Below are 26001 nucleotides of genomic sequence, written 5' to 3'. Positions count from 1 at the left end.
GGCAAGATCACGGCCGTGGTGAAAGCGGGGGTCGGCAGGCCCAGAGCGAGTGGCGCGGCGGCCAACCGGCCGGACGCGCGCCAGGCCGTCCTCGACGCGGCGGGCGAGCTGTTCACGGGAGCCGGCTACGCGGCGACGACGACCCGCGCGATCGCCGAGCGCGCGGGCCTGCGGCAGGCGTCGCTCTACTACCACTTCCCGGCGAAGGAAGACATCCTCGCGGCGCTGCTGGCCGAGACGGTCCGCCCGTCCCTGGCCCTGGCGGCGCGCCTGGTAGCGGAATCGGCGCCGGTCGCGGTCCGCCTGTGGGCGCTGGCGTACGCGGACATCCGCCTCCTCGGCGGCGCGCGGCACAACCTGGGCGCGCTGTACCTGCTGCCGGAGGTGGCCTCCCCGAACCTGGCCCGCTTCCGCGTCGAGCGCGCCGACCTGAAGGCGGCTTACGGCCGCCTGGTGGCGGCTTCCGGCGTCGAGCCGTCGTCGGTCCCGATCCGCACGGACCTGGTGTTCGGCCTGGTGGAGAGCATCGCGGTGATCCGCCGCGACGACCCGGAGCTGGACGTGGAGGCCCACGTCCGCGAGGGCGCGGACGGCGTGGTCCGGCTGGTCGGGCTACCGGAGCCGACGGACGGCCTGCGGGCCGAGGCCCACACCCTGCTGGCGACGCTCACCGGCGCATGACGACGCCGGCGCAGCTGCGCGAGGAGGTCAAGCGGCTGCGCGCGAAGCTGGCACGGCAGCGCCGCGGGAACAGCACGGCCGCACTGGACCTGCGGCGCCGGATCGGGGACCGGCTCGCCGCGTTGCGGGACCAGGGCGCGGAGGCGTGGTTGCGCGAGCTCGCCGCCGACCAGGCCCGCGTGCTGGGCCCGCGGCACGGCACAACGCTGGAGTCCTGGTACCTCGTCGCCACCTGCTGCTCGGCGGCCGGCCGGGTGGACGAGGCGCTGGCCCTGTTCGCCGAGGTGCGCGCCGCCCTGGTCTACGTCAGGGGCGCGGACCACGACTCGGTGGCCCGCTGTGATGCGGGCGTGGCGACCGCCCTGCTGCGCGCGGGCCGCTACGCGGCGGCGATCGAGGTCTACCGCACGCTCGGCGACGGGTTCCGGATCGCGATCGCCCAGCTTCTGGTGCAGCTGGGCCGGTTCGACGAGGTGGAGCAGCTGCTGCGGCAGCTGCCGGACGGGCAGCCGGCCGATTTCGTCCGCAAGACGATCCAGGCGGAGCTGGGTGCGCCCGGCCCGCTGCTCAGAGCCGCGCACGAGCTGGTCGATGCGGCCGGCGACGGCGGTGCCGGATCCGCGGGACAGGCGTGGGTGGCCTACGCGTTCCTGCTCTCCGGCCGGCTGGAGGAAGCGGTGTCGGCGGCGGAAAAGCTGCTGGCCGCCCGCCTGGCGCACCCCGGCCCGGAGGACCCGGCGACGTGGGACGCCCGGCTGCTGCTCGCCCGCGCCCTGGTGGAGACCGACCGGACGGCGGATGCGGACCACTACGCGCGGGCCGCGCTGGCGTCGGCGCCTTGGCCGCCGGGGCATCCGCAGCTGGTGCGCGCCCTGGCCACGGTGGCGCGGGTCCACTTCCGCCGCGGGGAGTGGGCGGATGCGGTGCAGGCCTACGAATACGCGGTCGAGGGGTTCGAAGAGGTGCTGGGAGCGGAGCACCCGGAGACGCGCAAGGCGGTGGCCGGGCTTGGCTCGGCCCGGGAAGCGGCGCGAGGCTGAGCGCCCGGCCGTTCAGGAAGCCGTGCTCTGCAGGGCCTTGCTCAACGCCGTGGCGGTCAGCTCGATCTGCCACGGCCGCGCGCCTCCGGCACGCAGCACCGCGGCCACCGAGTCCTCGTCGGTCTCCGCCGGGGGGCGCCAGCACGTGCGGCGGACCAGGTCCGGCAGCAGCAGGTTCTCCACCGGCAGCCGGCGGTCCTCGGCGATCGCCGTCAGGGCCGCGCGCGCCGCCGAGAGGCGGGCGGCCGCGTCCGGGTCCTTGTCCGCCCAGCGGTTCACCGGGGGCGGGCCGTCCGTCGGCTGGGATGCGGCCGGCAGTTCGGAAGACGGCAGCGCCCGGGCCGCCTGGAGGTGGCGGAGCCAGCTCGCCGTGTACTTGCGCTGGACCCGGCCGCTGAACACCGGGAGCGCCTGGAGCTCCTCGACCGTCTTCGGGTCGGCCGTCACCGCGTTGATGATCGCGCTGTCCGGCAGGATCCGGCTCGGTGCGCGGTCGCGTTTGCGGGCCAGCTCGTCGCGGGCCTGCCACAGCTCGCGGACCGCCGCCAGGCCGCGGGGGCTGCGGATCTTGTGCACACCCGACGTCCGGCGCCACGGCTCGGCCCGCGGGGCGGGCGGCGGCGCCAGCCGGACGTTCTCGAACTCCTGCTGCGCCCACTCCAGCTTGCCCTGGGCGCCCAGCTCCGCTTCCAGCTTTTCGCGCAGCTGGACGAGCAGCTCGACGTCGAGGGCCGCGTAGTTGAGCCAGTCGACCGGCAGCGGCCGCTTCGACCAGTCCGCCGCGGAGTGCCCCTTCTCGAGGGTGTAGCCCAGCAGCAGCTCGACGAGCGTCCCGAGCGCGACGCGTTCGTAGCCCGCCAGCCGGCCGGCCAGCTCGGTGTCGAACAGCGCCGCCGGGTGCAGGCCCAGCTCGGCGAGGCAGGGGAGGTCCTGGGAGGCGGCGTGCAGCACCCACTCCAGGGAGTTGAGGACTTCGCGCAGCGGGGCGAGGTCGTCGGCCAGCGCGATCGGGTCGATCAGCACCGTGCCGGAACCCTCGCGGCGCAGCTGCACGAGGTAGGCCTTGGGCCAGTAGCGGTAGCCGGACGCGCGTTCGGTGTCGACGGCGACCGCGCCGCTGCCGGCGGCCAGCCGCGCACAGGCTTCCGCCAGCGCGACCGGATCGGCGACCACCGGGGGCGTGCCCTCGGCGGGTTCGCGTAGCAGCACAGGGCCGCCCGTGGACTCGATCTCCATCCCGGTGTCCTCGGCCTCTGCACTTCCCATAGCTGACGACCCTACGGGACGGGCGTACCGCGCCTGGTCCGCCCGCCCCGCAGGGAGGTTCGCCTTTGTCAGCGGATCACGCCGGCCCGCATGGCCAGCGCCACCATCTGCGCCCGGTCACCCGTGCCGAGCTTGCGCCCGATCCGGGAGAGGTGGGACTTGACGGTGAGGGCGGAGAGCGAAAGCTCCTCGCCGATCTCCTTGTTGGACTGCCCGTCGGCGACCAGCTGGAGCACCTCCACCTCACGAGCGGACAGCTCGCGCGGGGTGTTGTCGGTGCCCGCGACGCGGGTCCCGGTGGCCAGCACCGGAGCCACGCTCGGGTCGGCGTACACGCCGCCCTCGAGCACGCGCCGCACGCCGTCGGTCACGACGACCGGCGACGCGGACTTCAGCAGGTACGCCTGGGCGCCGGCCTGGAAGGCCGACCGCACCGCGTACGGATCGTCCGAGGACGCGAGGACCACCACGCGCGGCCAGCCGTGGCTACGGAGTTCCGTAACCAGCTCGATGCCGCTGCCGTCGGGCAGCCCGAGATCGAGGATCGCCAGGTCACAAGGCCCGGTGGCCTGTGCTCGCGCCCTCGCCTCGGCCACCGTGGCGGCCTCGTGGACGGTGCCCGCACCCATCTGTGCGAGTCTTGCTGCGATTGCCTCCCTCAACAGCGGGTGGTCGTCGACCACCAATACCGAAAAGAGCTCTTCCCGCGGGTGCGGAACCATGCTCGCCGGCAACGCGCCGGCTGGCGTGGATCGGACGGCCTGAGAAATGCCGACGGTAGCCACGTCACTACCTCCCTGGAGTCGGTCGTGCCCCCCGACCGGCACCGGGACCTTCGGCCGTTCAGCCGCGCCAGCTTTAGACCGAAAGTGGTGTCGTCGAAGGCACTGTAGCCGCCCGGAGCCCTTCGCGGGGGGATCGAATGGGTATCTATCTCAAACGAACAGTCACGCAGGGCTGTCGGAGTAACACGATCGGGCTAGTACACGGCCGGTTGCTAACGGATAGCCCAGCGAACACGATGCAAAGAAGTTACCGGCGCCCAAATGGCCGTGCAGATGAGCCGTGCAGCTTCCGGTGCGCGTAGTGACGAGGGGCCGGATGGGGGTCTCCGCGGGGTGGAATGTGGCTCCGGCCGGGGCATGATCAACTTTGCGGCGGGGTGCTCGCGCGGGCTCCGGACGCGCGGAATCGTGACTGTCCGTGTCGTCCGGCGGTGATCTCCGGAGCCGTCACGGCAAGTTGATCTTGTTGCGGTGTGTGACTGCACTGCGTCACGAACGGGGCACTCTCGCGGACGTGAAACGGCCTCAGGAACGCCGGAGGCGGCTCGCTGGGGTCGCCCGTCGTCCGGGCGGTCCGGCGGGCGTGGAGCGGCGCTCAGCGGCCGACCGGGGGTTCCCGGTGGGTTGGACGGCGTTCAGCGGACGTGAGAATTGCTCACATTCCAACAAGGTGCCCGGTGAGCGACGCGGCCGGTCGGCCGCCGTTGCCGATTCGTTGCCGACGATCGCCCGAACGCCACCGCCCCGACCACTCACGACAGCCTGGGGAGTCAGGAACTCTGGCGCTGCCCGAAGAGCGTCACGCCGACCGGCGGCAGGCCCACGACGCTGGCCATGACCTGGCAGAACGCCTGCCCGTGCGGCAGCAGGCCGGCGTCCGTCGGGGTCCAGGACGCCCGCAGCTCCAGGTCGTCCGTCCGCGCCGGGCCGGAGATGTCGCCGAAGCGGGCCGAAGACGTCTCGGTGACCGTGCCGCCCAGGGCCGTCCAGCTCGCTCCGGACACTTCGAGGGCGTCGGTGAGCCACGACCAGCCGACCGCCGGCAGGAACGGGTCGGTCGCCAGTTCGCGGTCCAGCTCCGCGCGCACGTACATGACCAGGCGCAGGACGCCGTCCCAGCCTTCCTGGCCGTCCGGGTCGTGCAGCAGGACCAGCCGGCCCGAAGCCAGCACGTCCGCGGGCCCGGAGACCTCGCAGCTGACCGCGTACGACCACGGCGCGAGCCGCTGCGGTGCGCGCATCGGCTCCAGCAGCACCTCCCGGCGGGGCCGGACGGACTGCAGCGCCGAAACTGCTTCGCGGAAGAGCTCGGGCACTGGCGTCATCGCGGTCACGCATCGACTTTAGGGCGGGCACGCCCCGTTGCGGGCGCAGGCGCGCCGAGGGAAGGGCCCTCCCGGGCACGTGGCACGATTGACGGCGATGTCACCGACCACGCCCCTGCCGCAGCAAGCCGCCCCGTCCGGCCGCCGCGAGCTGCCCGAAGCCCCGTTCCTGGCCGCCGCGCGCGGCGAACGCCCGGCCCGCACGCCGGTCTGGTTCATGCGCCAGGCCGGGCGTTCCCTGCCCGAGTACCGCGCGCTGCGCGAGGGCGTGCCGATGCTCGACGCCTGCTTCGACCCCGAGATGCTCGCCGAGATCACGCTGCAGCCCGTCCGCCGCCACGGCGTCGACGCGGCGATCCTGTTCAGCGACATCGTCGTGCCGCTCAAGGCCGCGGGGGTGGACATCGACATCGTCCCCGGCACCGGCCCGGTGGTCGCGACGCCGGTGCGCGACCCGGCCGCCGTCAAGGCGCTGCCCGAGCTGGCCGCCGAGCAGGTCTCGAAGGTCGTCGAGGGCGTCGGGCTGCTGGTCGAGCGGCTCGGCGAGACGCCGCTGATCGGCTTCGCCGGCGCGCCGTTCACCCTGGCCAGCTACCTCATCGAGGGCGGGCCGAGCCGCAACCACGAGCACACCAAGGCCCTGATGCACTCGGAGCCGGCGCTCTGGCACGAGCTGGCCGGGAAACTGGCCGACACCGCGCTGACCTTCCTGCGTGCCCAGCTCGACGCGGGTGTCGACGCCGTCCAGCTGTTCGACTCCTGGGCCGGCGCGCTGTCCGAGCGGGACTACCGCGAGTTCGTCCTGCCGCACTCGGCGAAGGTCCTGGCGGGTGTCGCGGAGTACGGCGTGCCGCGGATCCACTTCGGCGTCGGCACCGGCGAGCTGCTGGCCGCGATGCGCGACGCGGGCGCGGACGTCGTCGGCGTCGACTGGCGCATCCCCCTCGACGAAGCCGTGCGCCGCCTGGGCGGCCACGCGGTCGTCCAGGGCAACCTCGACCCGGCGCTGCTCCACGCGTCGTGGCCGGTGCTCGAGGCCGAGGTCCGCCGGATCGTCGACGAAGGCAAAGCGGCCGACGGCCACATCTTCAACCTGGGCCACGGCGTGCTGCCGGGCGTCGACCCCGAGGTGCTGACCCGCGTGGTCGGGCTGGTGCACGGGCTGTGACGCGCGTCGCGGTCGTCGGCGGCGGTCTCTCCGGGCTGACCGCGGCGTACCGGCTGCGGCGCCTGCTCGGCCCCGGCGCCGAGATCGTCGTGTTCGAGAAGACCAAGACCCCCGGCGGCAAGCTGCGGACGGCCGAGCTGGCCGGCGTGCCCTACGACGTCGGCGCGGAGGCGTTCCTCGTCCGCCGTCCCGAGATGCTCGGGCTGGTCCGCGAGCTGGGCCTCGACGTCGTGCACCCGACCCAGGCCCGCGCGAAGATCCACGCCGGCGGCGGCGTCACCGGGCTGCCACCGGGCACCGTGATGGGGGTCCCGGCCTCGGCCGAATCGGTGGCCGGGGTGCTGTCGGAGGCGGGACGGCGGGCCGTCGAGGCCGAGCCGTCGCTGCCCGAGCTGCGGCTGCCGAGCGGCGACCTGCCGCTGGGGGCGCTGCTGCGCGAACGCTTCGGCGACGAGCTGGTCGACCGGCTCGTCGACCCGCTGCTCGGCGGCGTCTACGCGGGGGGCGCGGACGGCCTCGGCCTGCGCGCGACCATGCCGGGCCTGGCCGCGGCGGTGGCCGCGGGAGCCGGTTCGCTGACGGCGGCGGCCGCGGCGCAGCTGCCCGCGAACCCGTCGACGGCACCCGTGTTCGGCACCGTTCCGGGCGGCCTGGGCACGGTGATCGACCGGCTCACCGAGCGGTCCGGCGCCGACCTGCGCACCGGGCTGCCGGTCTGCGACGTCGAACGCCTCGGCACCGGCTGGCGGCTGCGCATCGGCGCGGCGCCGACCGCGCACGCGCCCGCGGACAACACGATCGAGGCCGACGCGGTCGTGCTCGCGGTGCCGGCGCCCTCGGCCCGGCGGCTGCTGGCCGAGCTGGTGCCCGCCGCGTCGGTGGCGTTCGGCGAGGTCGAGCTGGCCTCGATGGCCGTGGTCGCGCTGGCGCTCCCGCCCGGCACGCGGCTGCCGGAGGCGTCCGGGATCCTGATCGGCCACGGCGAACGCGACGCTTCGGGCAAGCCGTACGCGGCGAAGGCGTTCACGTTCTCCTCGCGCAAGTGGGCCCACTTCGGGACTGGCCCGGTGCTCGTCCGCGGCTCGGTCGGGCGCTTCGGCGAGCTGGGCGCGTTGCAGGCCGACGACGTCGAGCTGGTCCGGGTGGTCCGCGACGACCTCGCCCGGCTGACCGGGATCACCGCGGCGCCGATCGAGACGCTGGTGACGCGCTGGGGCGGCGGGCTGCCGCAGTACGGCACCGGGCACCTGGAGCGCGTCGAGCGGATCGAGAAAGCCGTCTCGGAAGTGCCCGGGCTGGCCGTCGCCGGGGCGACCCTGCACGGCGTCGGGCTGCCCGCCTGCGTCGCGACGGCGGAGGCCGCCGCGCACCGGATCGCGGCGCACCTCGCTTCGTGAGTGCTCTCACGTGCCCCGTGGCGGCGACGCCGCGGGCGCGGTGACAGGATGGATGCATGGCGCGGGTCAACCACAAAGAGCTCAACGACACCATCCGCTACACCACCTGGTCGGTCTTCCGGATCGAGCCCGGCCGGCTGGGTGAGGACCGCGGGGCCGCGGGCCGCGAGACGACCGAGTTCTTCGACGGTCTCGAGGCCAAGGGTGTCGTCGTCCGGGGTGTCTACGACGTCTCCGCGCTGCGTGCCGACGCCGACTTCATGATCTGGTGGCACGCCGAGGAGATCGAGCAGGTCCAGGCCGCCTACTCCGCCTTCCGCCGCACCCCGCTCGGCCGCGCGGCGACGCCGGTCTGGAGCCAGACCGCGCTGCACCGGCCCGCCGAGTTCAACAAGAGTCACATCCCGGCGTTCCTCGCCGGGGAAGAGGCCCGCAAGTACGTCTGCGTCTACCCGTTCGTGCGCTCCTACGAGTGGTACCTGCTGCCGGACGACGAGCGCCGCAAGATGCTCGCCGACCACGGCAAGGAAGCCCGCGACTACCCGGACGTGCGCGCGAACACCGTCGCGTCGTTCGCGCTGGGCGACTACGAGTGGATCCTCGCCTTCGAGGCCGACGAGCTGCACCGGATCGTCGACCTGATGCGCCACCTGCGCGGCACCGAAGCGCGCCGGCACGTGCGCGAGGAGATCCCGTTCTACACCGGCACCCGGGTGCCGCCCGCCGAGCTCGTCGCGGCCCTCCCGTAGTGCGCGAGGCAGTCGAGGGCGTCTGGGCCGCCCTCACCGGTTCGCAGCCGGGGCCGTTCGAGCTGACCGGAACCGAAGACGTCCTGCCCGGGCCGTACCGGGTGGCCGAGGCGGCTTCCGCGTCGATCGCGGTGGCCACCCTGGCCGCCGCGGAAATGCTGAAGCTGCGCGACATCGACCCCGGCGTCGTCACGGCGGACACCCGCCACGCGGCGGCGGCGTTCCACAGCGAGCAGCTGCTGCGGGTGGACGGCGTCGGCGCCGAGTCGATGTGGGCGCCGCTGTCGGGCAACTACCGCGCGGCCGACGGCTGGGTCCGCCTGCACTGCAACTACCCGCGTCACGAAGCGGCGGTCTGCTGGGGCCTCGGCGTGCCGGGGAGCCGGGAAGCGGTCGCGAAGGCCGTCGCCGGACGCCGTGCGCGGGAGGTCGAGCACGCCGTCGTCTCCGCCGGGGGAGCGGCCGCCGAGCTGCGCTCGCCCGAGGACTGGGCCGCCCACCCGCAGGGCGCCGCCGTGGCTTCGCTGCCGCTGGTGGACCTCGCGCCGGTCGGTGCGGCGCCGAAGCGGACGTTGTTCTACTCGGACCGTCCCCTGGGTGGGGTCCGGGTGCTGGAGCTGACACACGTGCTCGCCGGGCCGGTCGCCGGCCGGGTGCTGGCCGCGCACGGCGCCGACGTCCTGCACGTCGGCGCGGCGCACCTGCCGCGCGTCGAGGCGCTGGTGCGCGACACCGGCCAGGGCAAGCGTTCGGCGTTCGTCGCGCTGGACACCGAGGGCGGCCGCGCGCGGCTGAAGAAGCTGATCAGCCGGGCGGACGTGCTGGTGCAGTCGTTCCGGCCGGGCGCTCTCGAGCGGATCGGCTTCGGCGCGGAGGAGCTGGCCGAGCTGCGGCCGGGCTTGGTGATCGCGGACCTGAGCGCGTACGGCTGGGCAGGCCCGTGGGCGCGGCGCCGCGGGTTCGACAGCCTGGTCCAGATGTCCGACGGCATCGCGTTTTCCCCGGACGGACCATCGCCTTTGCCGGTCCAGGCGCTGGACCACGCGACGGGCTGGCTCGCGGCGGCGGCGATCATGACGGCCCTGCGCCACCAGGTCACCGACGGCGGCACCTGGCGCGCCCGGCTGTCCCTGGCGGGCACCGGCCGGTGGCTGGATTCACTGGGGCGCAAGGATCCCACGGCGTCCGAAGTGGACTACAGCGACCTGCTGGAGGAGGCGGACAGCGGCTACGGCCGGCTGACGCGGGTCCGGATGGCCGGCGGGCTGCCGGGCGCCGAGCCGCACTGGGACTTCGGGACCCGGCTGCCGGGTGTCGACAAGCCGACCTGGAACCCCTGACGCAACCCCCGCCACTCCCAAGGGGGTGCCCCTATGCGGTTGTCCAGCCGCAGCAGGGGCCTCGTCGGTCGCGGGTGCCGTTTCGGAGCAGGGCGTAGAGGACGTCGCAGCGGTGGCGGCCCAGGCAGATGAGGGCGGCGTTGTGTTCCTTGCCCTCGGCGCGTGTGCGGTCGTAGTAGGCCCTGCTGATCGGGTCGGGACGGGGCTCGCAGCCCTATCAGGGGCCCTCGGTGCCACCAGACCCGGTGATACCACCCCGGATCATGGGTTCGACCGGGGCGGCCGACGAAACGCCTCGTCCGAGCCTGGTTGTCCACAAGGCGGCGCAGTTGTGGACTAACGGCGGCGGAGGCGGGAAACCAGGCTCCGCCGCGGCTTCGGCAGGTGCCCGCGCGCGACCAGCCACGTCACGAACTCGTCCGCGTAGGCCCCGGACCGTTCGGTGTCGCGCTTCGGCCGGGCCGCGTTGAACTCCGCGAACAGCGGCCCGAACCGTTCGCCGAGGGCCTCGGCCAGCTCGGGGCGCTGGTAGGCCAGCACCTTCCCGTGCTTGCGGCGCAACACGTTCGCCTCCACGCGCAGCCGGGACGCGTCGAAGCCGGCCGGTGCCGGGCCGTCCGCCAGCAGCGCCTGCAGCAGCTCCGCCTGCCGGCGGGCCAGCTCCTCGCGGCTCACCCCGTCACCGCCGCCCGCAGGGCCGCCAGCTCCGCGGCCAGCTCGTCGTCGGTCGGGTAGTCGTCGTCGCGCTCCAGGAGCACGCCCGGCGGGTCCGTGCGGCGCCGCAGTTCCGCCAGCAGTGCCAGGACTTCCGGCAGCACCGGGTGGGCGTGCGTGTCGTGGTAGACGCCGTCACGCTCGATGCCGCCCGCCATGTGCACGTACGCCAGCCGTTCCCACGGGATGCCGTCGAGGAACGCCACCGGGTCGGTGCCGATGTTGCGGGCGTTGGCGTACAGGTTGGCGACGTCGATGATCAGCCGGCAGTCCGTGCGTTCGGTGAGCTCGGTCAGGAACTGCTCTTCGGTGAGCTCGGCGTCCGGCCAGTCCAGCACCGCGGCGATGTTCTCCAGCGCCAGCGGGACGTCCACGATGGACTGGGCCAGCCGGACGTTCGCCACCAGCACGTCCAGGGCTTCGCGGGTGCGGGGGAGCGGCATCAGGTGCCCGGAGTCGAGCCCGCCCGCGCGGACGAAGCACACGTGGTCGCTGACCAGCGGCGCGTCCAGCGCCCGCGCCACTTCGGCGAGGTGCTGGACGCGCCCGGTGTCGAGGGGTTCGGCGCCGCCGAGCGACAGCGAGACGGCGTGCGGCAGCACCGGCAGGCCGCGCTTCCGCAGCGCCACGAGCGTCTCCGGCAGGTGGTCGGCGTGCAGGTTCTCGGCGACGACCTCGACCCAGTCGACGCCCGGCAGCCGCGCGATGGACAGGTCCAGCTCGTGCCGCCAGCCGATGCCGATGCCGAGCTCACCCACCGCAGCCCCCTCCACCGCAGCCGCCGCCACCGCACGAAGAGCCGCTGCTGCACGACGAGCTGCTGCAGGACGACCCGCCCGACGACCCGCCACCGCCGAAGGACGTCACCGGCGGCATCAGGGCCGCGCTCAGCTCCTCGTCCGGGTACATCGCCCAGCCGCCCAGGGCGACCGCGGCCGCGGCCCCGCCGAGCAGCACGCCGCCCGCCAGCATCCCGGCCGGCACCGGCCCGCTCGCCGCGGACCGTGCCTGGCCGAGCAGGCGGTGCCCCGCCGCCGACGGCTGCCGGGCCCCGGTCTTCGACCGCCGGACCGCGGCCACGAGCGTCAGCACGGCCGCGACCACCACCAGGAACACCAGGATCCCGACGGGACGGCCCAGGGAGATGCCGTTGGCCAGCCGGACCACGCCGAGGACCAGCACGGCCAGCTGCAGGACGAGCCCGAACGTCCGCGCCTGCCGCTTCGGGGCCGCCGAGGCCAGCAGCCCCCGCTGCTCGAGGCCGTCCTCCAGGGCACGCATGGTCGCGGAGCCGCGGACCTGCGCGCGGATCGCCGAGGTCGTCTTCAGCTGCGCGACGTCGAAGACCGCCTGCTCCAGCGGCTCGGATGGCCGCGTCCCCGCCTGGCTGATCTGCTTGTAGCTGTTGACGCGCAGCTGCCCGCGGTCCACCAGCGCGGCGATCGCCGTGTCGACGGCCCGGTCGGGGCCGCCGGCGAGGAACGCGAGCTGGTAGACGGTCGGCTGCGGGCCGGGCAGCGCGGAGTCCGCGCGGGCCGCACGGCTGTTCGCGACGCCCGAGACGACGACGCGGACCAGCAGCACGGCGATGAGCAATGCGATGTAGAGGACCACGAAATCCGGTCCGGAGATGCCCCACGGGTCGTCCATCGCCCGTCTCCCCTCAGTGAGTTGCCGTTACCGTAGCTGTGAGACGCACGCGCTCGCGTCGGCGTTTCAACCGCCGCACCCCCCGCCGCCACCGCCTCCGCAGCCGCCGCCCCCGCCACCGCAGGAGCTGCCGCCACCGCCGCACGAGCTGCCGCCGTAGTAGCCGACGGCTGCCCCGCCCCCGGCTCCGGCGAAGCGACTGCGCGGACGGTGGGCGTAGGCCCGCGCCGCCTGCTGCGTGGCCCGGCCGACGGCCAGCCGGACGTCCTTCTCGGGGTGCGCTTCGAAGCCGCCCGCCGCGACCGCGCCGGCCGGCCCCGCGACGAGCGTGCCGGCGCGGCGCGCCTCTTCGACGGCCGCCCGGCCGGCCGCGGTGGCCTTGACGGGCGGGGAGTTCCGGGCCTTGACGGTCACGGCGACGGCCACCACGACGCCGACCGCGAGCAGGCCGAGCAGGTACCCCACCGGGTGCCCGGTGCTCGCCCCGGCGATCAGCCGGACCACGCCGAAGACCACCAGCAGCCAGTACGCCACCGCGGTGCTCACCCGGGTCGAGCGGACCTTCCGCGCGTCGGCGAGCAACCCCCGGCCGGTCAGCGCGGTCTCCAGCTCCCGCAGCGCCGGGTGGTCGGCGACGGTCGCGCGCACCCGCTCGACCGAGGAGCCGTGCTTGCCGACCTTGAGCACCGCCGCGCGGCCCAGGTCGTCGGAGGCCGAGCCCTTGACGCGGGAAAGCCGGCCGGTGCCGTCGATCCGGACGGTCTGCTGGTCCAGCAGCCGCGCGATGACGACCTCTCCGGCACGCGTGCGGCCGCCGGTCAGCATCGCGAGCTCTTCGGCCGACTGCGGCGAGCCGCCGCCCCGGCGGCCGCGCCGCAGAACGAGCGTGCGCAGCGCGGCGTACAGCGCCGGCAGCACCAGCAGGCCCAGGTAGAGGCCCGCGAAAACCGGTCCGGGAATGCCCCAGGTGTCGGTCATGACTCCGCCCTCCCTCGTCCGTGTGCGGAGACTACGTTCGAGGAAGGGCGGTGGTTGTCGGCTTGAGGTGGATTTAGGCTGCTGGTTCTTACGCCTCGGGTACCAGTTTCAACGAGATCGAGTTGATGCAGTAGCGCTGGTCGGTCGGGGTCGCGTACCCCTCGCCCTCGAAGACGTGCCCGAGGTGGCTGTGGCAGGAGCCGCAGAGCACCTCGATCCGCTTCATGCCCATCGTGCGGTCCTCGCGCAGCAGCACGGCGTCGGAGTCGGCCGGGTCGTAGAACGACGGCCAGCCGCAGTGGCTCTCGAACTTCGTGTCGCTGCGGAACAGCTCGGCACCGCACGCACGGCACTCGTAGACGCCGGTGGTCTTGGTGTCGGTGTACTCACCGGTGAACGGCCGTTCGGTCCCCGCCTGGCGGAGGACGGCGTACTCGTCGGGACTCAGCTGCGTCCGCCACTCCTGCTCGGACTTCACGACGCGCGGGGTCGCGCCGACAACGGGTTTCATACCTTTCACCCGATCCACGTTACGCCGCGAGCCACGCGAGGGCGTGCACCACGATGTCCCATGCGGCGACTATCACCCCGAGGACGATGAGGACCACGATCAGGGCCGACACCCAGTAGCGCAGCCCGCCGAGCCGGTTGCTGGAGTCGGCGAAATCGGCCACGCCGTCCAGCGCGGCCTCGATCGTGTAGTTGGGTCCGCAGCGCTCGATCCGGTCCAGGTGCTCGGCGAACGCCCGCGCTTCGGGGTCGTAGGGGTCCAGGCCGACCAGGTCCTCGTGGAAGCGAGGATTCTGGCCCGGCAGCGAAGCTCCGTCTCCGGCCATGCCTCCACGGTAAGCCATCGGTGTCCCCCAGCCCACCAGCGGCGCGTTAAGTCTCAGAGGCCGGTGTCGGGGTTCGCGTCGAGCTTGGTGTTGCTGTCGATCATCAGCTGCCCGTTCATCAGCACGATGTGGTACGCCCGCCGGGTGCCGTTCAGCTCCATCGTCAGGTTGAGCGAGCCGTCGGCGCCGCTGCCCGCCGCCTTGGCCTGCTTCCAGCCGCTGAGCTCGCCCTTGTGGTCGTTCCAGTAAGCCGTGTACTCGGCCTGCGAGCCGTAGACTGCCTGCGCGGCCGGCGTCAACATGCTCCAGCCCGCGCCCGGGTTCGGGTAGTAGCTGTCGGTGAGCAGGCGGCCGGCCTGGCCGTAGTCGGTGATCTTGCCTTCGGACGGCGTCTGGCCCAGCTTGGCCGACGCCGGTGCGTCGTCCGAACCAGTGGACTTCGGGGGCGTCTGCCCGGCCGTGGACTGGTTCGGCGACTGCGCGTTCGTGGTGCCGCCGGTGCCGCCGCTGCTCGAGTTGAGCACCAGGAACACGATGACCGCGACCACCACGACCGCGGCACCCGCGCCGGCGAAGATCGCGTACTTGCGCTTGTTGTCCGGCTTCGAAGCGTTCGACGAGTACTGCGGGGCCCTGGCCGACGGCGCGGCCGCGGGCATCGGTCTCGGCGGGGTGTTCGGCGGCGCGGCCGGGGACCGCATCGGCATGAACGCCGCGGTCGGGCGCGGCGGGTTCGACGGCGCCTTGCCCGCGGGCACCGGCGTGCCGACCGGCGGCGACGAGGGGGCGGGCTGGTCGGTGCGCTGCCACGGCGGGCGGTCGCCGCCGTCGGCGGGGGGCCCGGCGGGCTTGCGGCCCCCGACACCCCCGGCCAGCAGCGGCGGCGACGCCGAAGCGCCGCCGGGCTCGGTGCGGGCCAGCGCGGCCAGCCGCTCGCGGGCCTCGGCCATCGACGGCCGCTCGCCCGGCTCGCTGCGCAGCAGGCTCATCAGCAGCGCGGTGGCGCCGCCCGCCTGCACCGGCGGGTTGATCTGCCCGTTCGCCGCCGCGTAGAGCAGCGCGAGCTGGTTGGTGGTGTTGCCGTACGGCGTGGTGCCCTCGATCGCCTGGTAGAGGGTCGCGCCGAGGGCGAAGACGTCGGAACTGGGCACCGGGTCGGCGCCGCGCGCCAGCTCGGGCGCCAGGTACGCCGGGGTGCCGCCGATCAGGCCGGTGGCCGTCAGCGTCATGTCGCCGGCCGCGCGCGAGATGCCGAAGTCGGTGATCTTCGCGGTGCCGGTCTCGTCGATGAGGATGTTGCCCGGCTTGACGTCGCGGTGCACGATCCCGGCGCGGTGCGCGGCGACCAGCGCGGAGGCGACCTGCTCGCCGATCCGGGCGACGCGCCCGAGGGGGAGCGTGCCCTCCTCGGCCAGGATGGTCGAGAGGCTCGGCCCGTTCAGGTACTCCATGACCAGGCACGGGTCGCCGTTGTGCTCGGCGATGTCGAACACCACGATCGCGTTCGGGTGCTGGAACCGCGCCGCGTTCTTCGCCTCGCGCATCGCGCGCTGGCGCATGTTGTCGCGTTCGGTCTCGGAGACGCCCGGCTGGGGGAGGATCTGCTTGATCGCGACGGTGCGCTCGAGGCGCACGTCGGTGGCGCGCCACACGACTCCCATGGCACCGCTACCAATGTGCTCGACGAGGCGGTAGTGCCCCGCGATCAGCTGACCGGTGTCGATGGCGACTGCTCCTGACGAAATTCCCGGTGATTGGTGGCCCTGCTCAGCGCGTTTCCGCTTCGCGCACCCGATCGAGTGTAGCGGTCGGCCGTGTGCTGTTCGCGTCAGCCAGCCGGTCGGGCGGGCTCCGGTTCGGGGACCGGTGCCGCCGGTGCCCGTTTCTTGAACACCTTGACCAGCCCGATCGCTCCGGCCAGCGCGAACACGCCGTAACAGACGAGCAGCGCGGGCGGCGTGTCGCCGGTGAGCGCGTCGCCGAGGACGACCACGGCGACGGTGCCGGGCACGCTGCCCAGCAGCGTACCGGCCAGGTACGGGCCGAGCCGCACCGAGGACACCCCGCAGAGGTAGCTGAACGGCGCGAACGGCACGACCGGGATCAGCCGCAGCGAGGTGACCGCCAGGACACCGCCGCCGGAGAGGCGGTCGTTGACCGTCTTCACGGCCGAGCGGTGCAGGTGCCGGGTGACCAGGTCGCGGCCGAGCAGGCGCGCCAGGCCGAACGACAGGCCGGCCGCGATGGTGGTGGCGACCAGCCCGATCGCGATCCCGGCCGCGGTGCCGACCAGCAGGCCGGCGGCCAGGTTGAACACCGTGCGCGGGATCGGCGCGACGGTGAGCAGGGAGTACGCGACGAGCAGCACGAGCGGGGTGGCCGGGCCGGTGGCCGCCGCCCACGCGCGCAGGTCGGCCGGGCCGGGGATCGGCAGGAGCACCGCGGCCGCCACGAAGAGGGCGAGCACGGCGAGCGCGACGATCAGCTTGGTGCGGCCGGACACCCGCTCCAGCCTACAGACGACGGCACGTCGCCGGACGACGGCGGGCGCGATCGCCGCTAGGTTGGCCGCATGCCCAAGCACGGTGACCCGGTCGAGTACGAGGTGGGCGGGCGCACGGTCCGCGTCTCGAGCCCGGACAAGGTGTACTTCCCCCAGCGCGGCATCACGAAGCGGCAGGTCGTCGAGCACTACATCACCGTCGGCGGACCGCTGCTGCGCGCGATCGGCGAGCGGCCGACGACGCTGAAGCGCTACGTCGACGGCGTCGAAGGGGAGTGGTTCTACGCCAAGCGCGTGCCGAAGGGCGCGCCGGACTGGCTCGAGACCGCCGAGATCACCTTCCCGTCGGGCCGCAAGGCCGCCGAAGTCTGCCCGACCGAGCCCGCCGTGTTCGCGTGGGCGGCGAACCTGGGCACGTTCGACTTCCACCCGTGGCCGGTCCGCCGCGCGGACGTGGACCACCCGGACGAGCTCCGCATCGACGTCGACCCGCCGGACCGCGCCGGGTTCGCCGACGCGGTCGAGGTCGCCCTGGTGGTCCGCGAAGTGCTGGCGGACGCCGGCCTGACGGGCTACCCGAAGACGTCCGGGGGCCGCGGGGTGCACGTGCTGGTGCGGCTGCGGCCGGAGTGGGACTTCGTCGGCGTCCGCCACGCGGTGATCGCGCTCGGCCGCGAGGTCGAGCGGCGCGTCCCGGACAAGGCGACGATCGCGTGGTGGAAGGAGGAGCGCGGCGGCCGCGTCTTCCTGGACTACAACCAGGCGGCCCGCGACCGGACGGTGGCCTCGAGCTGGTCGGTCCGCGGCACCCCGCGCGCGACGGTGTCGACGCCGCTGACCTGGGACCTGCTGCCCGAGGTCGACGCGGACGACTTCGACGTGCTGACGATCCCGGAGTTCCTAGCCGAGCACGGCGACCTGCACGCCCCGATGGACGCGGAGGCGTTCGGCCTGGAGAAGGCGCTGGAGTGGTACGACCGCGACCTGCGCGACCACGGGCTCGGGGACATGCCGTACCCGCCGGATTACCCCAAGATGCCGGGCGAGCCCAAGCGGGTCCAGCCGAGCAAGGCCCGCAACGACTGAAACGGACCGCGTCACTCAGCGGCACCGGAATGCCCGTGATCGACACGAGCTGTAATGGACGCCACAGCCGTGCCGATCGTCACCGGCCGGTCCGAAAACGCCCGAATACGCGCTCGTGCAATGCGCGGCGTAAACCCGGAGTGAGCGATCAAGCGCGTGCTGTCGCCTTTCGGGTCACGAATGCCGCACGGCCGCCGCCGGGATCACGATCTTCGGCTTCGAGCGCGTAACGTGCGGTCCCGAATCGACGACTCCCCGGGGACATGTCCCGGGGGCGAGTCCGAGGGAGGCCGTGCGTGGACGACCTGATCGCATTCCTCGCCGCGCGGGTGGGTGCCCGGCAGGCGATGATCATGCAGGCCGTCAACAAGTCGAAGGCCGGCGACGCGATGAACCGCGGCGAGACGAAGGTCGCCGTGGAACAGAAGATCCGCGGGCTGACCGACCTCGACCTCGACGCGGTCAACCAGATGATCAACGAGATCGAGGCGACGCGGCGGATCCTGCTCGCGCACCGCACCACGGTGTCGGAGAAGGTGCCCGGTTTTCCGCTCTACGGCAGCGAATACTGGTGTGAGACCTGCCACGTGCCCGCCGACGAGGCCGGCTCCAACTGGTGCCTCACGCTGCGCCTGCTGGCCCTGCCCTACACCGACCACCCGGACTACAGCGAGCGCTGGCGCCCCTGACGGGAATCCCGTCCCGCGCCGGGCGTTGCACCCGGGGTGAGGTTCTCCGTGCTCGACCGTTCGCCCGTGCGGCGCGGCGGCGGGACCGCGCAGGCACTGCGGGACACCGTCGGCTTCGCCGCCGACGTCGAACGGCTGGGCTACCACCGGTTCTGGGTGTCCGAGCACCACGGCGTGCCCGGCGTCGCCGGGTCCGCGCCGACCGTGCTGGCCGCCGCCGTCGCGAGTGCGACGTCGCGGATCCGCGTCGGCACCGGCGGGGTGATGCTGCCGAACCACCGCCCGCTGGTCGTCGCGGAGCAGTTCGGTGTCCTGGAAGCCCTGTACCCGGGCCGGATCGACGTGGGGCTGGGACGGTCGGTCGGCTTCACCGCGGGCGTCCGCGAAGCACTCGGCCACGGCAAGGAAGCCGCCGACGACTTCGGCGCGCAGATCCGGGAGCTGCTCGGGTTCTTCACCGGCTCGTCCCCGTACCCCGGGGTGCACGCCTACCCGGCCGAAGGGCTGCGCGTACCGCCGTTCCTGCTGGCCACCGGGTCCGGCGCGGACCTCGCCGCGGAGCTCGGGCTGCCGCTGGTGATCGCGCCAGTGCGCGGCGAACGCGCGCTGGCCGAAGCCGTGACGCGCTACCGCGACGGCTTCCGGCCTTCGGAGTGGGCGAGCGAGCCGTACGTCGTGGTGTCGTCGGCGATCGCCGTGGCGGACTCGGCGGCCGACGCGCGCCGGCTCCTCGTTTCCGAGGCGTGGGCGACGGTCTACTCGCGCTCCCACGGCGTCTTCCCGCCCCTGGACCCGCCCGCGGAAGTCTTGGCGCTGCCGATGACCGACCGCGAGCGCCGCCGGCTCGACGAGACGCTGGCCGGTCAGATTTCCGGCACGCCGTCCGAAGTGGAGGGCCGGCTCGGGACGCTCGTCGAGGCCGCGGGGGCCGACGAAGTCCTCGTGACGACCGCGGCGTACGACCAATCCGCGCGCCTCGATTCTTTCGCGGCACTCGCCGATCTCGCAGGGCTTCGCGTCCCCATTTCGTGATTCGACACCGAATTGCCGACCTACCCGGTGGGAATATTACGGCGCATATTTCCCCGGCCACCGGGGTACGGTTTCCGGGTGACTGCCGGGTCGGCCTCGAGCCGTGAGCAGACGGGGTACCCGGCCGAGCCGTGACCTCCGGGCGGGCCCGTGGTCCGCCGCCTCCGCACGTACTTCCGTCATCGGGACGTGCGCGGGAAGGAGGTGAATCGCATGTCCGATTTCTCGGAGTTCGTCGCGGCCCACGCCGAGGGCGGGGTGCTCGACGGCGTCGTGGCGCGGGTGCTGCCCTTCGGCGCGTTCGTCGAAGTCGCCCCCGGCGTCCACGGGCTGCTGGTGACCGAAGCCGCCCCGGAGCCGGGAACCCGGCTGAGCGTCCGCATCGACCGCGTCGACGTGGAACGCCGCCGGTTCAGCCTGGTCAGGGCGTGAGGTGAGCCGGGTGAGGCAGGGCGCCCTGCCTCACCCGAGCACCGCCGCGGCGATCTCCGCCGCCACTCCGGCGGGCGGCTTCTCGTGCGTGTCGACCACGGTCGCGGACCGGCGCAGCCACGGCAGGGCCTCGCCGTAGCGCTCGATGTGGTCGAGCCGCCATTGCCGGGCCACGGTGTCTTCGGAGCCGTCGATCCGTCGATCCGGCGGCGCAGCTCGTCAGGCGAGGCGTGCAGGAAGGACTGCTTCACCCAGGGTGCCCGCGTGCTCGTGGATCCGCGCGGTGTTCTCGACGACCAGTTGCCGCCACAGCGGCAGGTGCTGGAAGTCGCCGGCGGGCTCGGGGAACGCCGTGCGCAGCAGGTAGCCGACGAACTCCGTGTCGAACGTCCTGGCGCCGAGCAACGCCGCCAGTGCGCGCGCGGTCGTCGTCTTGCCCGCGCCGAACGTGCCGTTCAGCCAGACGATCACCCGAGCACGAACGGCAGCCGTGCGGCCAGGTCGCCCAAAGCCTCGCGCTCGTCTTCCGTGGGAGCACGACGGCCCGTCGCGACCAGCAGTGCGTCCGTGTCCGAGAACGACTCCGGGAACGCCTGGCCCGCGATCTTCTCCAGCGTCTCCCGGGACCGCGCGAGTCCCTCCGCGGGCGGACCCGGCACCGACGTCACGTGCGCCACCAGGTCCAGGTGGTGCAGCGTCCACTCCAGCACGTACGCCGCCAGGTAGTCGCCCGCCGTGAGGACCATGTCCTGCGTCGACACCCGCGTGGCCGGGTCGGCCAGGTCCGCCGCCCGGCCCGCCGCCGCGCCGACGTCGTCCAGGTGGAACTTCAGCAGCGCCGGGTCCTCGTAGGCCGCCGCGAGCCGGACGATCAGGGCGTCCAGGGGGTCTTCGCCCGAGGGGAGCGTGTTGGCGAGGGCCCAGTACGTCACCGAGTCGTGCGTCACGGCCGAAGAAGCCGGCGTGACCAGCGTGATCAGGACGTCCTGCGCGTCGATCACCAGGTGGCACACCAGGTCCCGGACCAGCCAGCCCCGGCAGCCCGACGGCTTGGCGAACTCCGATGAAGGCAAGGACTCGACCGCGGCGCGCAACGCCGCCCACGTGCGCGAAAAGAGATCCACCACGGCGAAGCTAGCAGGGTCGGAGCCGCAGCTGCAGCTGAGTGAGGATGCGCTGCGCGGGGTCGTCGAAGTCCACACCGGACACTTCGGCGGCCCGCCGGACGCGGTAGCGCACGGTGTTGGGGTGGATGTTCAGCGCGCGGGCCGCCGCCCGGACGTCGCCGAACGCATCCAGCCAGGCCAGCACCGCCGGCACCAGGATGCCGCCGTGCTCGGCGTCGTGCTCGGTCAGGGCCGTCAGCCGCGGGTCGCGGATGCGCGGCTGCCCGCCCAGGAACGCCAGGACTTCCGAGAGCAGCACCTCCGCGCGGACGTCGGCCAGGGACGCGACGTCGGCGGGCCAGTGCCCGCGGGCCATCGCGGCCAGGACGCGGTCGGCGTCCCCGCGGGAGGCGGCGGCGTCCGACAGCCGGGGCACGACGCCGCCGAGGGCCGCCCGCACCGGGACGTCCAGGTGCCGCCGGGCCGTGCCGGCGATCTCGCGGGCCAGGGCCAGCACCGCCGCGTCCGAATGCTCGGGCAGGTCCGGCAGCAGCGCGTAGACGCGGCCGCCGACCACGCTCACCAGCGCGCTGCGCCGGTAGGCCGCGGTGTGGACGGCGATCAGGTGCACCAGCTCGGCCCGCCGCAGCTGCCGGTTGTCCGGGCGGTCCAGGGAAAACGCCAGCACCTGCGCCGGCCGGGACGGGTCCGCGCCGATGTCGTCGGCGACGCTCTCGGCGTCCAGCCGCCCTTCGAGCAGGCTCGCCAGGAGGTCTTCGCGCAGCCGCAGCTCGGGACTGGGCAGTGTGCGCGCGCGGATCAGCTGGGGTGCCAGGGCTCGGCTCGCGCCCAGCAGGGCCGTCTCGGCGCGTTCGGTGAGCGGCTGGGTGCCCTCCTGGACCCAGATCGTGCCGAGCGGCTGCTTGCCCGCGTGGATGCCCGCCGCGATGCGCCGGCGGATGCCCAGCTCGGGCCGCTCGTCGATGCGCACGATCCCCTCGCCGGCGCGAAGCCGCTGGTAGACGCCCCATTCGCGCAACATCGCGAGGTAGCGTTCCGGGCCTTCGCGGCCGAGGATCGACAGCCGGCGCAGCTCGTCGACCTCGTCGCCCGCGCGCGAGTAGGCCAGCACGCGGTTGGCCGTGTCCTCGATGCTGACCAGGCCGCCGGTGAGCGTCGCGATGGTCTGGGCCAGGGCGAACAGGTCGCCGAGGACCTCGCCGCTGGCGGCCTCGCCGCCCGCGCGGGCCGCCTCGACGACGCCGCGGGCCAACGATTCGACCTGCTCCCAGCGGGCCTCCGCGCCGACGGTCAGCAGCGCGACACCCGCGTCCGCGGCGACGTCCGCGCCCGTCGCGCCCTTGACCGCCACCGCGGCCGCCCCGCCGCGCCCGGCCGCCCGGATCGCGGGCGCCGCCGCCCGGCCGCGGGCGCCGATCACCAGCACCAGGTCGCCGGGGGAGGCTTCGAGGGGGTCTTCGGGGTCGAGGATGACGACGTCGTCGACCGGGACGCCGAGGCCGTGCGGGGCCACGACGACCTCCACCAGGGGCTCGCCGAGCGTCGCCAGCACGTGCCGCAGCGAGGTCATCGTCGAGTTATCCGATCGGCCAAGATCATACGGGCGATTTTAGCCGCTCGAACAAGCCGCTGGGCGGTGTCCGGAGTTACCGTTCGGGCATCCAGCCGGAAAGCAGAGGAGCCGCCGTGGACGCCGTGACCCAGACCCCCGCCCCGAAGAACGAGCCGGTGCTGACGTACGCGCCGGGCAGCGCCGAGCGCGCCGAACTCGAGGGTGCGCTCAAGCGGCTGGGCCAGGCGGAACCGATCGACCTGACCGTCACCGTCGGCGGCGAGCAGCGCCCCGGTGGCGGCGAGAAGATCGACGTCGTCCAGCCGCACAACCACCAGCACGTGCTGGGCACCATCCACAGCGCCACGCAGCAGGACGCCACCGACGCCATCGCGGCGGCCGCGAAGGCCGCGCCGGAGTGGCGCGCGCTGTCCTACGACGACCGCGCCGCCATCCTGCTGCGCGCCGCCGACCTGCTCACCGGCAAGTGGCGCGCCACGCTCAACGCCGCCACCATGCTCGGCCAGTCCAAGACCGCGACCCAGGCCGAGATCGACTCCGCCTGCGAGCTCGCCGACTTCTGGCGCTTCAACGTCGAGTTCGGCCGCCGCGTCCTCACCGAGCAGCCGATCAGCTCGCCCGGCGTGTGGAACCGGATGGAGCACCGCCCGCTGGAGGGCTTCGTCTACGCGATCACGCCGTTCAACTTCACCGCGATCGCCGGCAACCTGCCCACCGCGCCCGCGCTGATGGGCAACACGGTGCTGTGGAAGCCGTCGCCGACGCAGTCGTTCGCCGCGCACCTGACCATGCGGCTGCTGGAAGAGGCGGGCATGCCGCCGGGCGTCATCAACCTGCTGCCAGGTGACGGCAAGGCCGTCTCCGAGGTCGCCCTGACCCACCGCGACCTGGCCGGCATCCACTTCACCGGCTCGACCGCGACGTTCCAGCACCTGTGGAGCACGGTCGGCGCGAACATCGCGGGCTACCGCTCCTACCCGCGGCTGGTCGGCGAGACCGGCGGCAAGGACTTCGTCCTGGCGCACCCGTCGGCCGACCTCGACGTCCTGCGCACCGCGCTCGTCCGCGGCGCTTTCGAGTACCAGGGCCAGAAGTGCTCCGCCGCTTCGCGCGCGTACGTCCCGCGCAGCCTGTGGAACCAGCTGAAGGACGGCCTGGTCGCCGAGACCGAGGCCCTGTCCTACGGCGACGTCACCGACCTGTCGCACTTCGGCGGCGCGGTGATCGACGCGCGTGCGTTCGCCAAGCACACCGCGCTGTTCGAGCGCGTCGCGTCCGACGACTCGGTCGAGGTGCTCACCGGCGGCACGGCCGACGACAGCGTCGGCTACTTCGTCAAGCCGACGATCCTGGTGTCGGACAACCCGAAGCACGAGATCTTCTCGACCGAGTACTTCGGCCCGATCCTCTCGATCCACGTCTACGACGATGCCGACTTCGACGCCGTGCTCAAGCTCGTCGACGAGACGGCCGCGTACGCGCTGACCGGCGCGGTCATCGCCAACGACCGCGCGGCCGTGGCGAAGGCGTCCGAGGCGCTGCGGTTCGCCGCGGGCAACTTCTACGTCAACGACAAGCCGACCGGTGCCGTCGTCGGCCAGCAGCCCTTCGGTGGCGCGCGGGCCTCGGGCACCAACGACAAGGCGGGCTCGATCTTCAACCTGCAGCGCTGGACCAGCCCGCGCTCGGTGAAGGAGACGTTCGTGCCGCCGACCTCCGTGCGCTACCCGCACCAGGGCTGAGAGGGAGACCGTCATGTTGCGTGCCCCGTTGCTCGCCGCCGCCCGGTCGCGGCGCATCCGAGCGCTCGTCGAAGCCGTGCCCGCCACGCGATCCGTGGTGCGCCGGTTCGTCGCCGGGTCCGAGACCGCCGACGCCGTCCGTGTCGCCCGGGAACTGGCCGCGGACGGCCGCCGGATCACCCTCGACCACCTGGGCGAGGACACCACGGACGCCGCGCAGGCCGCGTCGACCGTCGCGGCCTACGAAGCCGTGCTGTCGGCGCTGGCGGCCGAAGGGCTGGCCGAGGGCGCGGACGTCTCGGTGAAGCTGTCGGCGGTCGGGCAGTTCCTGCCGTCGAACGGCGAGGACGTCGCCTTGGAGAACGCGCGGAAGATCTGCGCGGCGGCCGAGGCGGTCGGCGCGACCGTGACGCTCGACATGGAGGACCACACCACCACGGACTCGACGCTCGGCATCCTGCGCGAGCTGCGCGGCGAGTACCCGTGGGCCGGCGCGGTGCTGCAGGCGTACCTGCACCGGACCGAGGCGGACTGCCGCGCGTTGGCGGGCCCGGGCTCCCGGGTCCGGCTGTGCAAGGGCGCGTACGCCGAGCCGGAGTCGGTGGCGTTCCAGGAGAAGTCCGAAGTGGACAAGTCGTACGTCCGCTGCCTGCGCGTCCTGATGGCGGGCCAGGGCTACCCGATGGTGGCTTCGCACGACCCGCGGATGATCGAGATCGCCGGCGCGCTGGCGATCGAGAACGGGCGCAAGGACGACGACCACGAGTTCCAGATGCTCTACGGCATCCGGCCGGAGGAGCAGGCGCGGATCGCGGGTGCGGGCTCGCGCATGCGCGTCTACGTGCCCTACGGCGACGAGTGGTACGGCTACTTCATGCGGCGGCTGGCCGAGCGTCCGGCGAACCTCGCGTTCTTCCTGCGCGGACTCGCGACCCGGTCCTGAACCACGACGAAGGCCGCCCCGGTTGCCCGGGGCGGCCTTCGCTGCTTCGTGGTGGGAAGTCGTCAGGCCTGTTCGGCGGCCTCGGCCTCGGCGGCCTTGCGCTTGACCTCGTCCATGTCGACCTCGCGAGCCTGCTTGATGAGCTCTTCGAGGGCGGGCTCGGGCAGCGCGCCCGGCTGGGCGTAGATCAGCGTCCTGTCGCGGATGATGGCCAGCGTCGGGATGGAGCGGACGTCGAAGGCGGCGGCGAGCTGCTGCTGCGCTTCGGTGTCGACGCTCGCGAACACGAGGTCGTCGTGCTTCTCGGACGCCTTTTCGTACACCGGCGCGAACTGGCGGCACGGCCCGCACCAGCTCGCCCAGAAGTCGATCAGGACGAACTCGTTGTCGTTCACGGTCTGGTCGAAGTTCTCGGCGGTCAGCTCCACGGTGCTCATGCCCAGGTCAACGACGCGGGCGCGGCGGGAATTCCCGGGGCCGGGGTAGCGTCTGCACGAGCACAACCGGCACGAGGAGGAAACGATGGCCGACGGCGAGATCCTGGGCCGCATCGACGAGCTGATCGCGGAGGAGCACGAACTCCGGTCGCGCTCGGTGGGCGTGGGCCTGAGCGGCGGCGACAAGGATCGCCTCACCGCGGTCGAGCAGCAGCTCGACCAGTGCTGGGACCTGCTCCGGCAGCGGCGCGCGAAAACGGAGTTCCACGAGAACCCGGACGACGCGTCGGCCCGCCCGGTCTCCGAGGTGGAGTCCTACCGCCAGTAAGGCGTGCGCCAAGAGGCATCACGCGTGTCTGGAGAGGCATCACGCGTGATTGAAGGGGCATCGGCGTGATGCCCCTTCAATCACATGGAGTTGCCCCGTGGGGCCGGACACCTTGATTCCAGACAGTGGTCTGGAGGGAGGATGTCCTGGTGTCTCGCAGGTCGAAGTATCCGGAGCAGT

The 26001-nt window shown here is 73.2% G+C and carries 29 protein-coding genes; 13 read left to right on the top strand and 16 right to left on the bottom strand.

What is annotated here, in order from left to right; translation table 11 throughout:
* The first annotated feature begins 15 nt into the window (after positions 1-15).
* The gene (locus ACWEN0_RS15110; protein ID WP_451973381.1) at positions 16-681 is read left to right on the top strand and encodes a TetR/AcrR family transcriptional regulator; all 666 of its coding nucleotides are present in this window, start codon (positions 16-18) and stop codon (positions 679-681) included.
* Positions 678-1721 carry a tetratricopeptide repeat protein gene (locus ACWEN0_RS15105; RefSeq protein ID WP_451973379.1) on the top strand — a complete coding sequence of 348 codons (1044 nt, stop codon included), beginning with the start codon at positions 678-680 and terminating at the stop codon, positions 1719-1721. Before ACWEN0_RS15110 ends, ACWEN0_RS15105 begins: the two co-directional genes overlap by 4 nt.
* A gap of 12 nt (positions 1722-1733) precedes the next feature.
* Here the strand turns inward: ACWEN0_RS15105 and ACWEN0_RS15100 are convergent, their stop codons facing one another.
* The 3 genes from ACWEN0_RS15100 to ACWEN0_RS15090 form a co-directional block, all read right to left on the bottom strand.
* A complete protein-coding gene (locus ACWEN0_RS15100) occupies positions 1734-2957 on the bottom strand; it encodes an HRDC domain-containing protein (protein WP_451974275.1) in 1224 nt (407 codons plus the stop codon).
* A 98-nt stretch (positions 2958-3055) separates the two neighbouring features.
* Entirely contained in the window at positions 3056-3772 is a 717-nt protein-coding gene (locus ACWEN0_RS15095; protein WP_033261886.1) for a response regulator, read from the bottom strand.
* A gap of 770 nt (positions 3773-4542) precedes the next feature.
* The gene (locus ACWEN0_RS15090) at positions 4543-5106 is read right to left on the bottom strand and encodes a DUF3000 domain-containing protein (RefSeq protein ID WP_451973377.1); all 564 of its coding nucleotides are present in this window, start codon (positions 5104-5106) and stop codon (positions 4543-4545) included.
* 88 nt (positions 5107-5194) lie between these two features.
* On the opposite strand from ACWEN0_RS15090, the gene hemE reads away from it, so the two are divergent.
* The 4 genes from hemE to ACWEN0_RS15070 are packed head-to-tail and all read left to right on the top strand — an operon-like array spanning position 5195 to position 9751.
* Positions 5195-6265: a uroporphyrinogen decarboxylase gene (gene hemE, locus ACWEN0_RS15085; RefSeq protein WP_451973375.1), complete on the top strand. Its 1071-nt coding sequence runs from the start codon at positions 5195-5197 to the stop codon at positions 6263-6265.
* On the top strand, positions 6262-7662 hold the full coding sequence (gene hemG / locus ACWEN0_RS15080; protein ID WP_451973373.1) for a protoporphyrinogen oxidase: 1401 nt from the start codon (positions 6262-6264) through the stop codon (positions 7660-7662). Before hemE ends, hemG begins: the two co-directional genes overlap by 4 nt.
* 56 nt (positions 7663-7718) lie before the next feature.
* The gene (gene hemQ, locus ACWEN0_RS15075) at positions 7719-8411 is read left to right on the top strand and encodes a hydrogen peroxide-dependent heme synthase (RefSeq protein ID WP_451973371.1); all 693 of its coding nucleotides are present in this window, start codon (positions 7719-7721) and stop codon (positions 8409-8411) included.
* Entirely contained in the window at positions 8411-9751 is a 1341-nt protein-coding gene (locus ACWEN0_RS15070; protein ID WP_451973369.1) for a CoA transferase, read from the top strand. The genes hemQ and ACWEN0_RS15070 overlap by 1 nt, the downstream gene beginning before the upstream one ends.
* 336 nt (positions 9752-10087) lie before the next feature.
* Here ACWEN0_RS15070 and ACWEN0_RS15065 read toward each other — a convergent pair whose 3' ends face one another.
* The 8 genes from ACWEN0_RS15065 to ACWEN0_RS15030 form a co-directional block, all read right to left on the bottom strand.
* Positions 10088-10426: a hypothetical protein gene (locus tag ACWEN0_RS15065; RefSeq protein ID WP_451973367.1), complete on the bottom strand. Its 339-nt coding sequence runs from the start codon at positions 10424-10426 to the stop codon at positions 10088-10090.
* Complete coding sequence (locus tag ACWEN0_RS15060) at positions 10423-11223, bottom strand: DUF692 domain-containing protein (RefSeq protein ID WP_451973365.1); 801 nt, start codon at positions 11221-11223, stop codon at positions 10423-10425. The genes ACWEN0_RS15065 and ACWEN0_RS15060 overlap by 4 nt, the downstream gene beginning before the upstream one ends.
* Positions 11216-12115: a TIGR04222 domain-containing membrane protein gene (locus ACWEN0_RS15055; protein WP_451973363.1), complete on the bottom strand. Its 900-nt coding sequence runs from the start codon at positions 12113-12115 to the stop codon at positions 11216-11218. The genes ACWEN0_RS15060 and ACWEN0_RS15055 overlap by 8 nt, the downstream gene beginning before the upstream one ends.
* 66 nt (positions 12116-12181) lie before the next feature.
* Entirely contained in the window at positions 12182-13093 is a 912-nt protein-coding gene (locus ACWEN0_RS15050; protein ID WP_451973361.1) for a TIGR04222 domain-containing membrane protein, read from the bottom strand.
* 88 nt (positions 13094-13181) lie between these two features.
* Positions 13182-13604: a peptide-methionine (R)-S-oxide reductase MsrB gene (gene msrB, locus ACWEN0_RS15045; protein ID WP_451973359.1), complete on the bottom strand. Its 423-nt coding sequence runs from the start codon at positions 13602-13604 to the stop codon at positions 13182-13184.
* A gap of 19 nt (positions 13605-13623) precedes the next feature.
* Positions 13624-13929: a hypothetical protein gene (locus ACWEN0_RS15040; RefSeq protein WP_451973357.1), complete on the bottom strand. Its 306-nt coding sequence runs from the start codon at positions 13927-13929 to the stop codon at positions 13624-13626.
* A 53-nt stretch (positions 13930-13982) separates the two neighbouring features.
* Positions 13983-15590, bottom strand: a complete 1608-nt coding sequence (locus ACWEN0_RS15035; RefSeq protein WP_451973355.1) for a protein kinase domain-containing protein — start codon at positions 15588-15590, stop codon at positions 13983-13985.
* A 167-nt stretch (positions 15591-15757) separates the two neighbouring features.
* Entirely contained in the window at positions 15758-16432 is a 675-nt protein-coding gene (locus ACWEN0_RS15030) for a TVP38/TMEM64 family protein (protein WP_451973353.1), read from the bottom strand.
* 69 nt (positions 16433-16501) lie between these two features.
* Between ACWEN0_RS15030 and ACWEN0_RS15025 the strand changes: the two genes are divergently transcribed.
* The 4 genes from ACWEN0_RS15025 (at position 16502) to ACWEN0_RS15010 (ending at position 19671) form a co-directional block, all read left to right on the top strand.
* Positions 16502-17518 (top strand): DNA polymerase domain-containing protein, encoded by a 1017-nt coding sequence (locus ACWEN0_RS15025; protein ID WP_451973351.1) that lies wholly within the window; start codon positions 16502-16504, stop codon positions 17516-17518.
* Between the two features lie 296 nt (positions 17519-17814).
* Entirely contained in the window at positions 17815-18207 is a 393-nt protein-coding gene (locus ACWEN0_RS15020) for a DUF6221 family protein (RefSeq protein ID WP_451973349.1), read from the top strand.
* A gap of 48 nt (positions 18208-18255) precedes the next feature.
* Entirely contained in the window at positions 18256-19239 is a 984-nt protein-coding gene (locus ACWEN0_RS15015) for an LLM class flavin-dependent oxidoreductase (RefSeq protein WP_451973347.1), read from the top strand.
* Positions 19240-19452: 213 nt separating this feature from the next.
* On the top strand, positions 19453-19671 hold the full coding sequence (locus ACWEN0_RS15010; protein ID WP_451973345.1) for a S1 RNA-binding domain-containing protein: 219 nt from the start codon (positions 19453-19455) through the stop codon (positions 19669-19671).
* Positions 19672-19701: 30 nt separating this feature from the next.
* Here ACWEN0_RS15010 and ACWEN0_RS15005 read toward each other — a convergent pair whose 3' ends face one another.
* From ACWEN0_RS15005 to ACWEN0_RS14990, 4 genes are read right to left on the bottom strand one after another with little or no spacing between them, the layout of a single operon-like run.
* Positions 19702-19845: a hypothetical protein gene (locus ACWEN0_RS15005; protein ID WP_451973343.1), complete on the bottom strand. Its 144-nt coding sequence runs from the start codon at positions 19843-19845 to the stop codon at positions 19702-19704.
* A gap of 45 nt (positions 19846-19890) precedes the next feature.
* Positions 19891-20142 (bottom strand): hypothetical protein, encoded by a 252-nt coding sequence (locus ACWEN0_RS15000; protein ID WP_451973341.1) that lies wholly within the window; start codon positions 20140-20142, stop codon positions 19891-19893.
* A complete protein-coding gene (locus ACWEN0_RS14995) occupies positions 20139-20795 on the bottom strand; it encodes a maleylpyruvate isomerase N-terminal domain-containing protein (RefSeq protein ID WP_451973339.1) in 657 nt (218 codons plus the stop codon). The genes ACWEN0_RS15000 and ACWEN0_RS14995 overlap by 4 nt, the downstream gene beginning before the upstream one ends.
* Positions 20796-20805: 10 nt before the next feature.
* Positions 20806-22368 (bottom strand): PucR family transcriptional regulator, encoded by a 1563-nt coding sequence (locus ACWEN0_RS14990; protein ID WP_451973337.1) that lies wholly within the window; start codon positions 22366-22368, stop codon positions 20806-20808.
* A gap of 116 nt (positions 22369-22484) precedes the next feature.
* Between ACWEN0_RS14990 and pruA the strand changes: the two genes are divergently transcribed.
* Positions 22485-24113 carry an L-glutamate gamma-semialdehyde dehydrogenase gene (gene pruA / locus ACWEN0_RS14985; protein WP_451973335.1) on the top strand — a complete coding sequence of 543 codons (1629 nt, stop codon included), beginning with the start codon at positions 22485-22487 and terminating at the stop codon, positions 24111-24113.
* Between the two features lie 13 nt (positions 24114-24126).
* Positions 24127-25056: a proline dehydrogenase family protein gene (locus tag ACWEN0_RS14980; protein WP_451973333.1), complete on the top strand. Its 930-nt coding sequence runs from the start codon at positions 24127-24129 to the stop codon at positions 25054-25056.
* A gap of 62 nt (positions 25057-25118) precedes the next feature.
* On the opposite strand, the gene ACWEN0_RS14975 is transcribed toward ACWEN0_RS14980, so the two are convergent.
* On the bottom strand, positions 25119-25493 hold the full coding sequence (locus tag ACWEN0_RS14975) for a thioredoxin family protein (protein WP_451973331.1): 375 nt from the start codon (positions 25491-25493) through the stop codon (positions 25119-25121).
* An 85-nt stretch (positions 25494-25578) separates the two neighbouring features.
* On the opposite strand from ACWEN0_RS14975, the gene ACWEN0_RS14970 reads away from it, so the two are divergent.
* Positions 25579-25821 carry a DUF2630 family protein gene (locus ACWEN0_RS14970; RefSeq protein WP_451973329.1) on the top strand — a complete coding sequence of 81 codons (243 nt, stop codon included), beginning with the start codon at positions 25579-25581 and terminating at the stop codon, positions 25819-25821.
* The last annotated feature ends 180 nt before the right edge of the window (positions 25822-26001 follow it).

Source organism: Amycolatopsis sp. NPDC004378, assembly GCF_053602455.1.
The sequence above is the reverse complement of the archived record's forward strand: the minus strand, read 5'-3'. Positions and strand labels throughout refer to the sequence as shown.

Coding starts and splice junctions, on each gene's coding strand:
- ACWEN0_RS15105 (WP_451973379.1), top strand. CDS start 678: ATGACGACGCCGGCGCAGCTGCGCGAGGAGGTCAAGCGGCTGCGCGCG.
- ACWEN0_RS14970 (WP_451973329.1), top strand. CDS start 25,579: ATGGCCGACGGCGAGATCCTGGGCCGCATCGACGAGCTGATCGCGGAG.
- ACWEN0_RS14975 (WP_451973331.1), bottom strand. CDS start 25,493: ATGAGCACCGTGGAGCTGACCGCCGAGAACTTCGACCAGACCGTGAAC.
- ACWEN0_RS15050 (WP_451973361.1), bottom strand. CDS start 13,093: ATGACCGACACCTGGGGCATTCCCGGACCGGTTTTCGCGGGCCTCTAC.
- ACWEN0_RS15040 (WP_451973357.1), bottom strand. CDS start 13,929: ATGGCCGGAGACGGAGCTTCGCTGCCGGGCCAGAATCCTCGCTTCCAC.
- ACWEN0_RS15035 (WP_451973355.1), bottom strand. CDS start 15,590: ATGGGAGTCGTGTGGCGCGCCACCGACGTGCGCCTCGAGCGCACCGTC.
- msrB (WP_451973359.1), bottom strand. CDS start 13,604: ATGAAACCCGTTGTCGGCGCGACCCCGCGCGTCGTGAAGTCCGAGCAG.
- ACWEN0_RS14990 (WP_451973337.1), bottom strand. CDS start 22,368: ATGACCTCGCTGCGGCACGTGCTGGCGACGCTCGGCGAGCCCCTGGTG.
- ACWEN0_RS15025 (WP_451973351.1), top strand. CDS start 16,502: ATGCCCAAGCACGGTGACCCGGTCGAGTACGAGGTGGGCGGGCGCACG.
- hemE (WP_451973375.1), top strand. CDS start 5,195: ATGTCACCGACCACGCCCCTGCCGCAGCAAGCCGCCCCGTCCGGCCGC.
- ACWEN0_RS15055 (WP_451973363.1), bottom strand. CDS start 12,115: ATGGACGACCCGTGGGGCATCTCCGGACCGGATTTCGTGGTCCTCTAC.
- ACWEN0_RS14980 (WP_451973333.1), top strand. CDS start 24,127: ATGTTGCGTGCCCCGTTGCTCGCCGCCGCCCGGTCGCGGCGCATCCGA.
- ACWEN0_RS15100 (WP_451974275.1), bottom strand. CDS start 2,957: ATGGAGATCGAGTCCACGGGCGGCCCTGTGCTGCTACGCGAACCCGCC.
- ACWEN0_RS15010 (WP_451973345.1), top strand. CDS start 19,453: ATGTCCGATTTCTCGGAGTTCGTCGCGGCCCACGCCGAGGGCGGGGTG.
- hemQ (WP_451973371.1), top strand. CDS start 7,719: ATGGCGCGGGTCAACCACAAAGAGCTCAACGACACCATCCGCTACACC.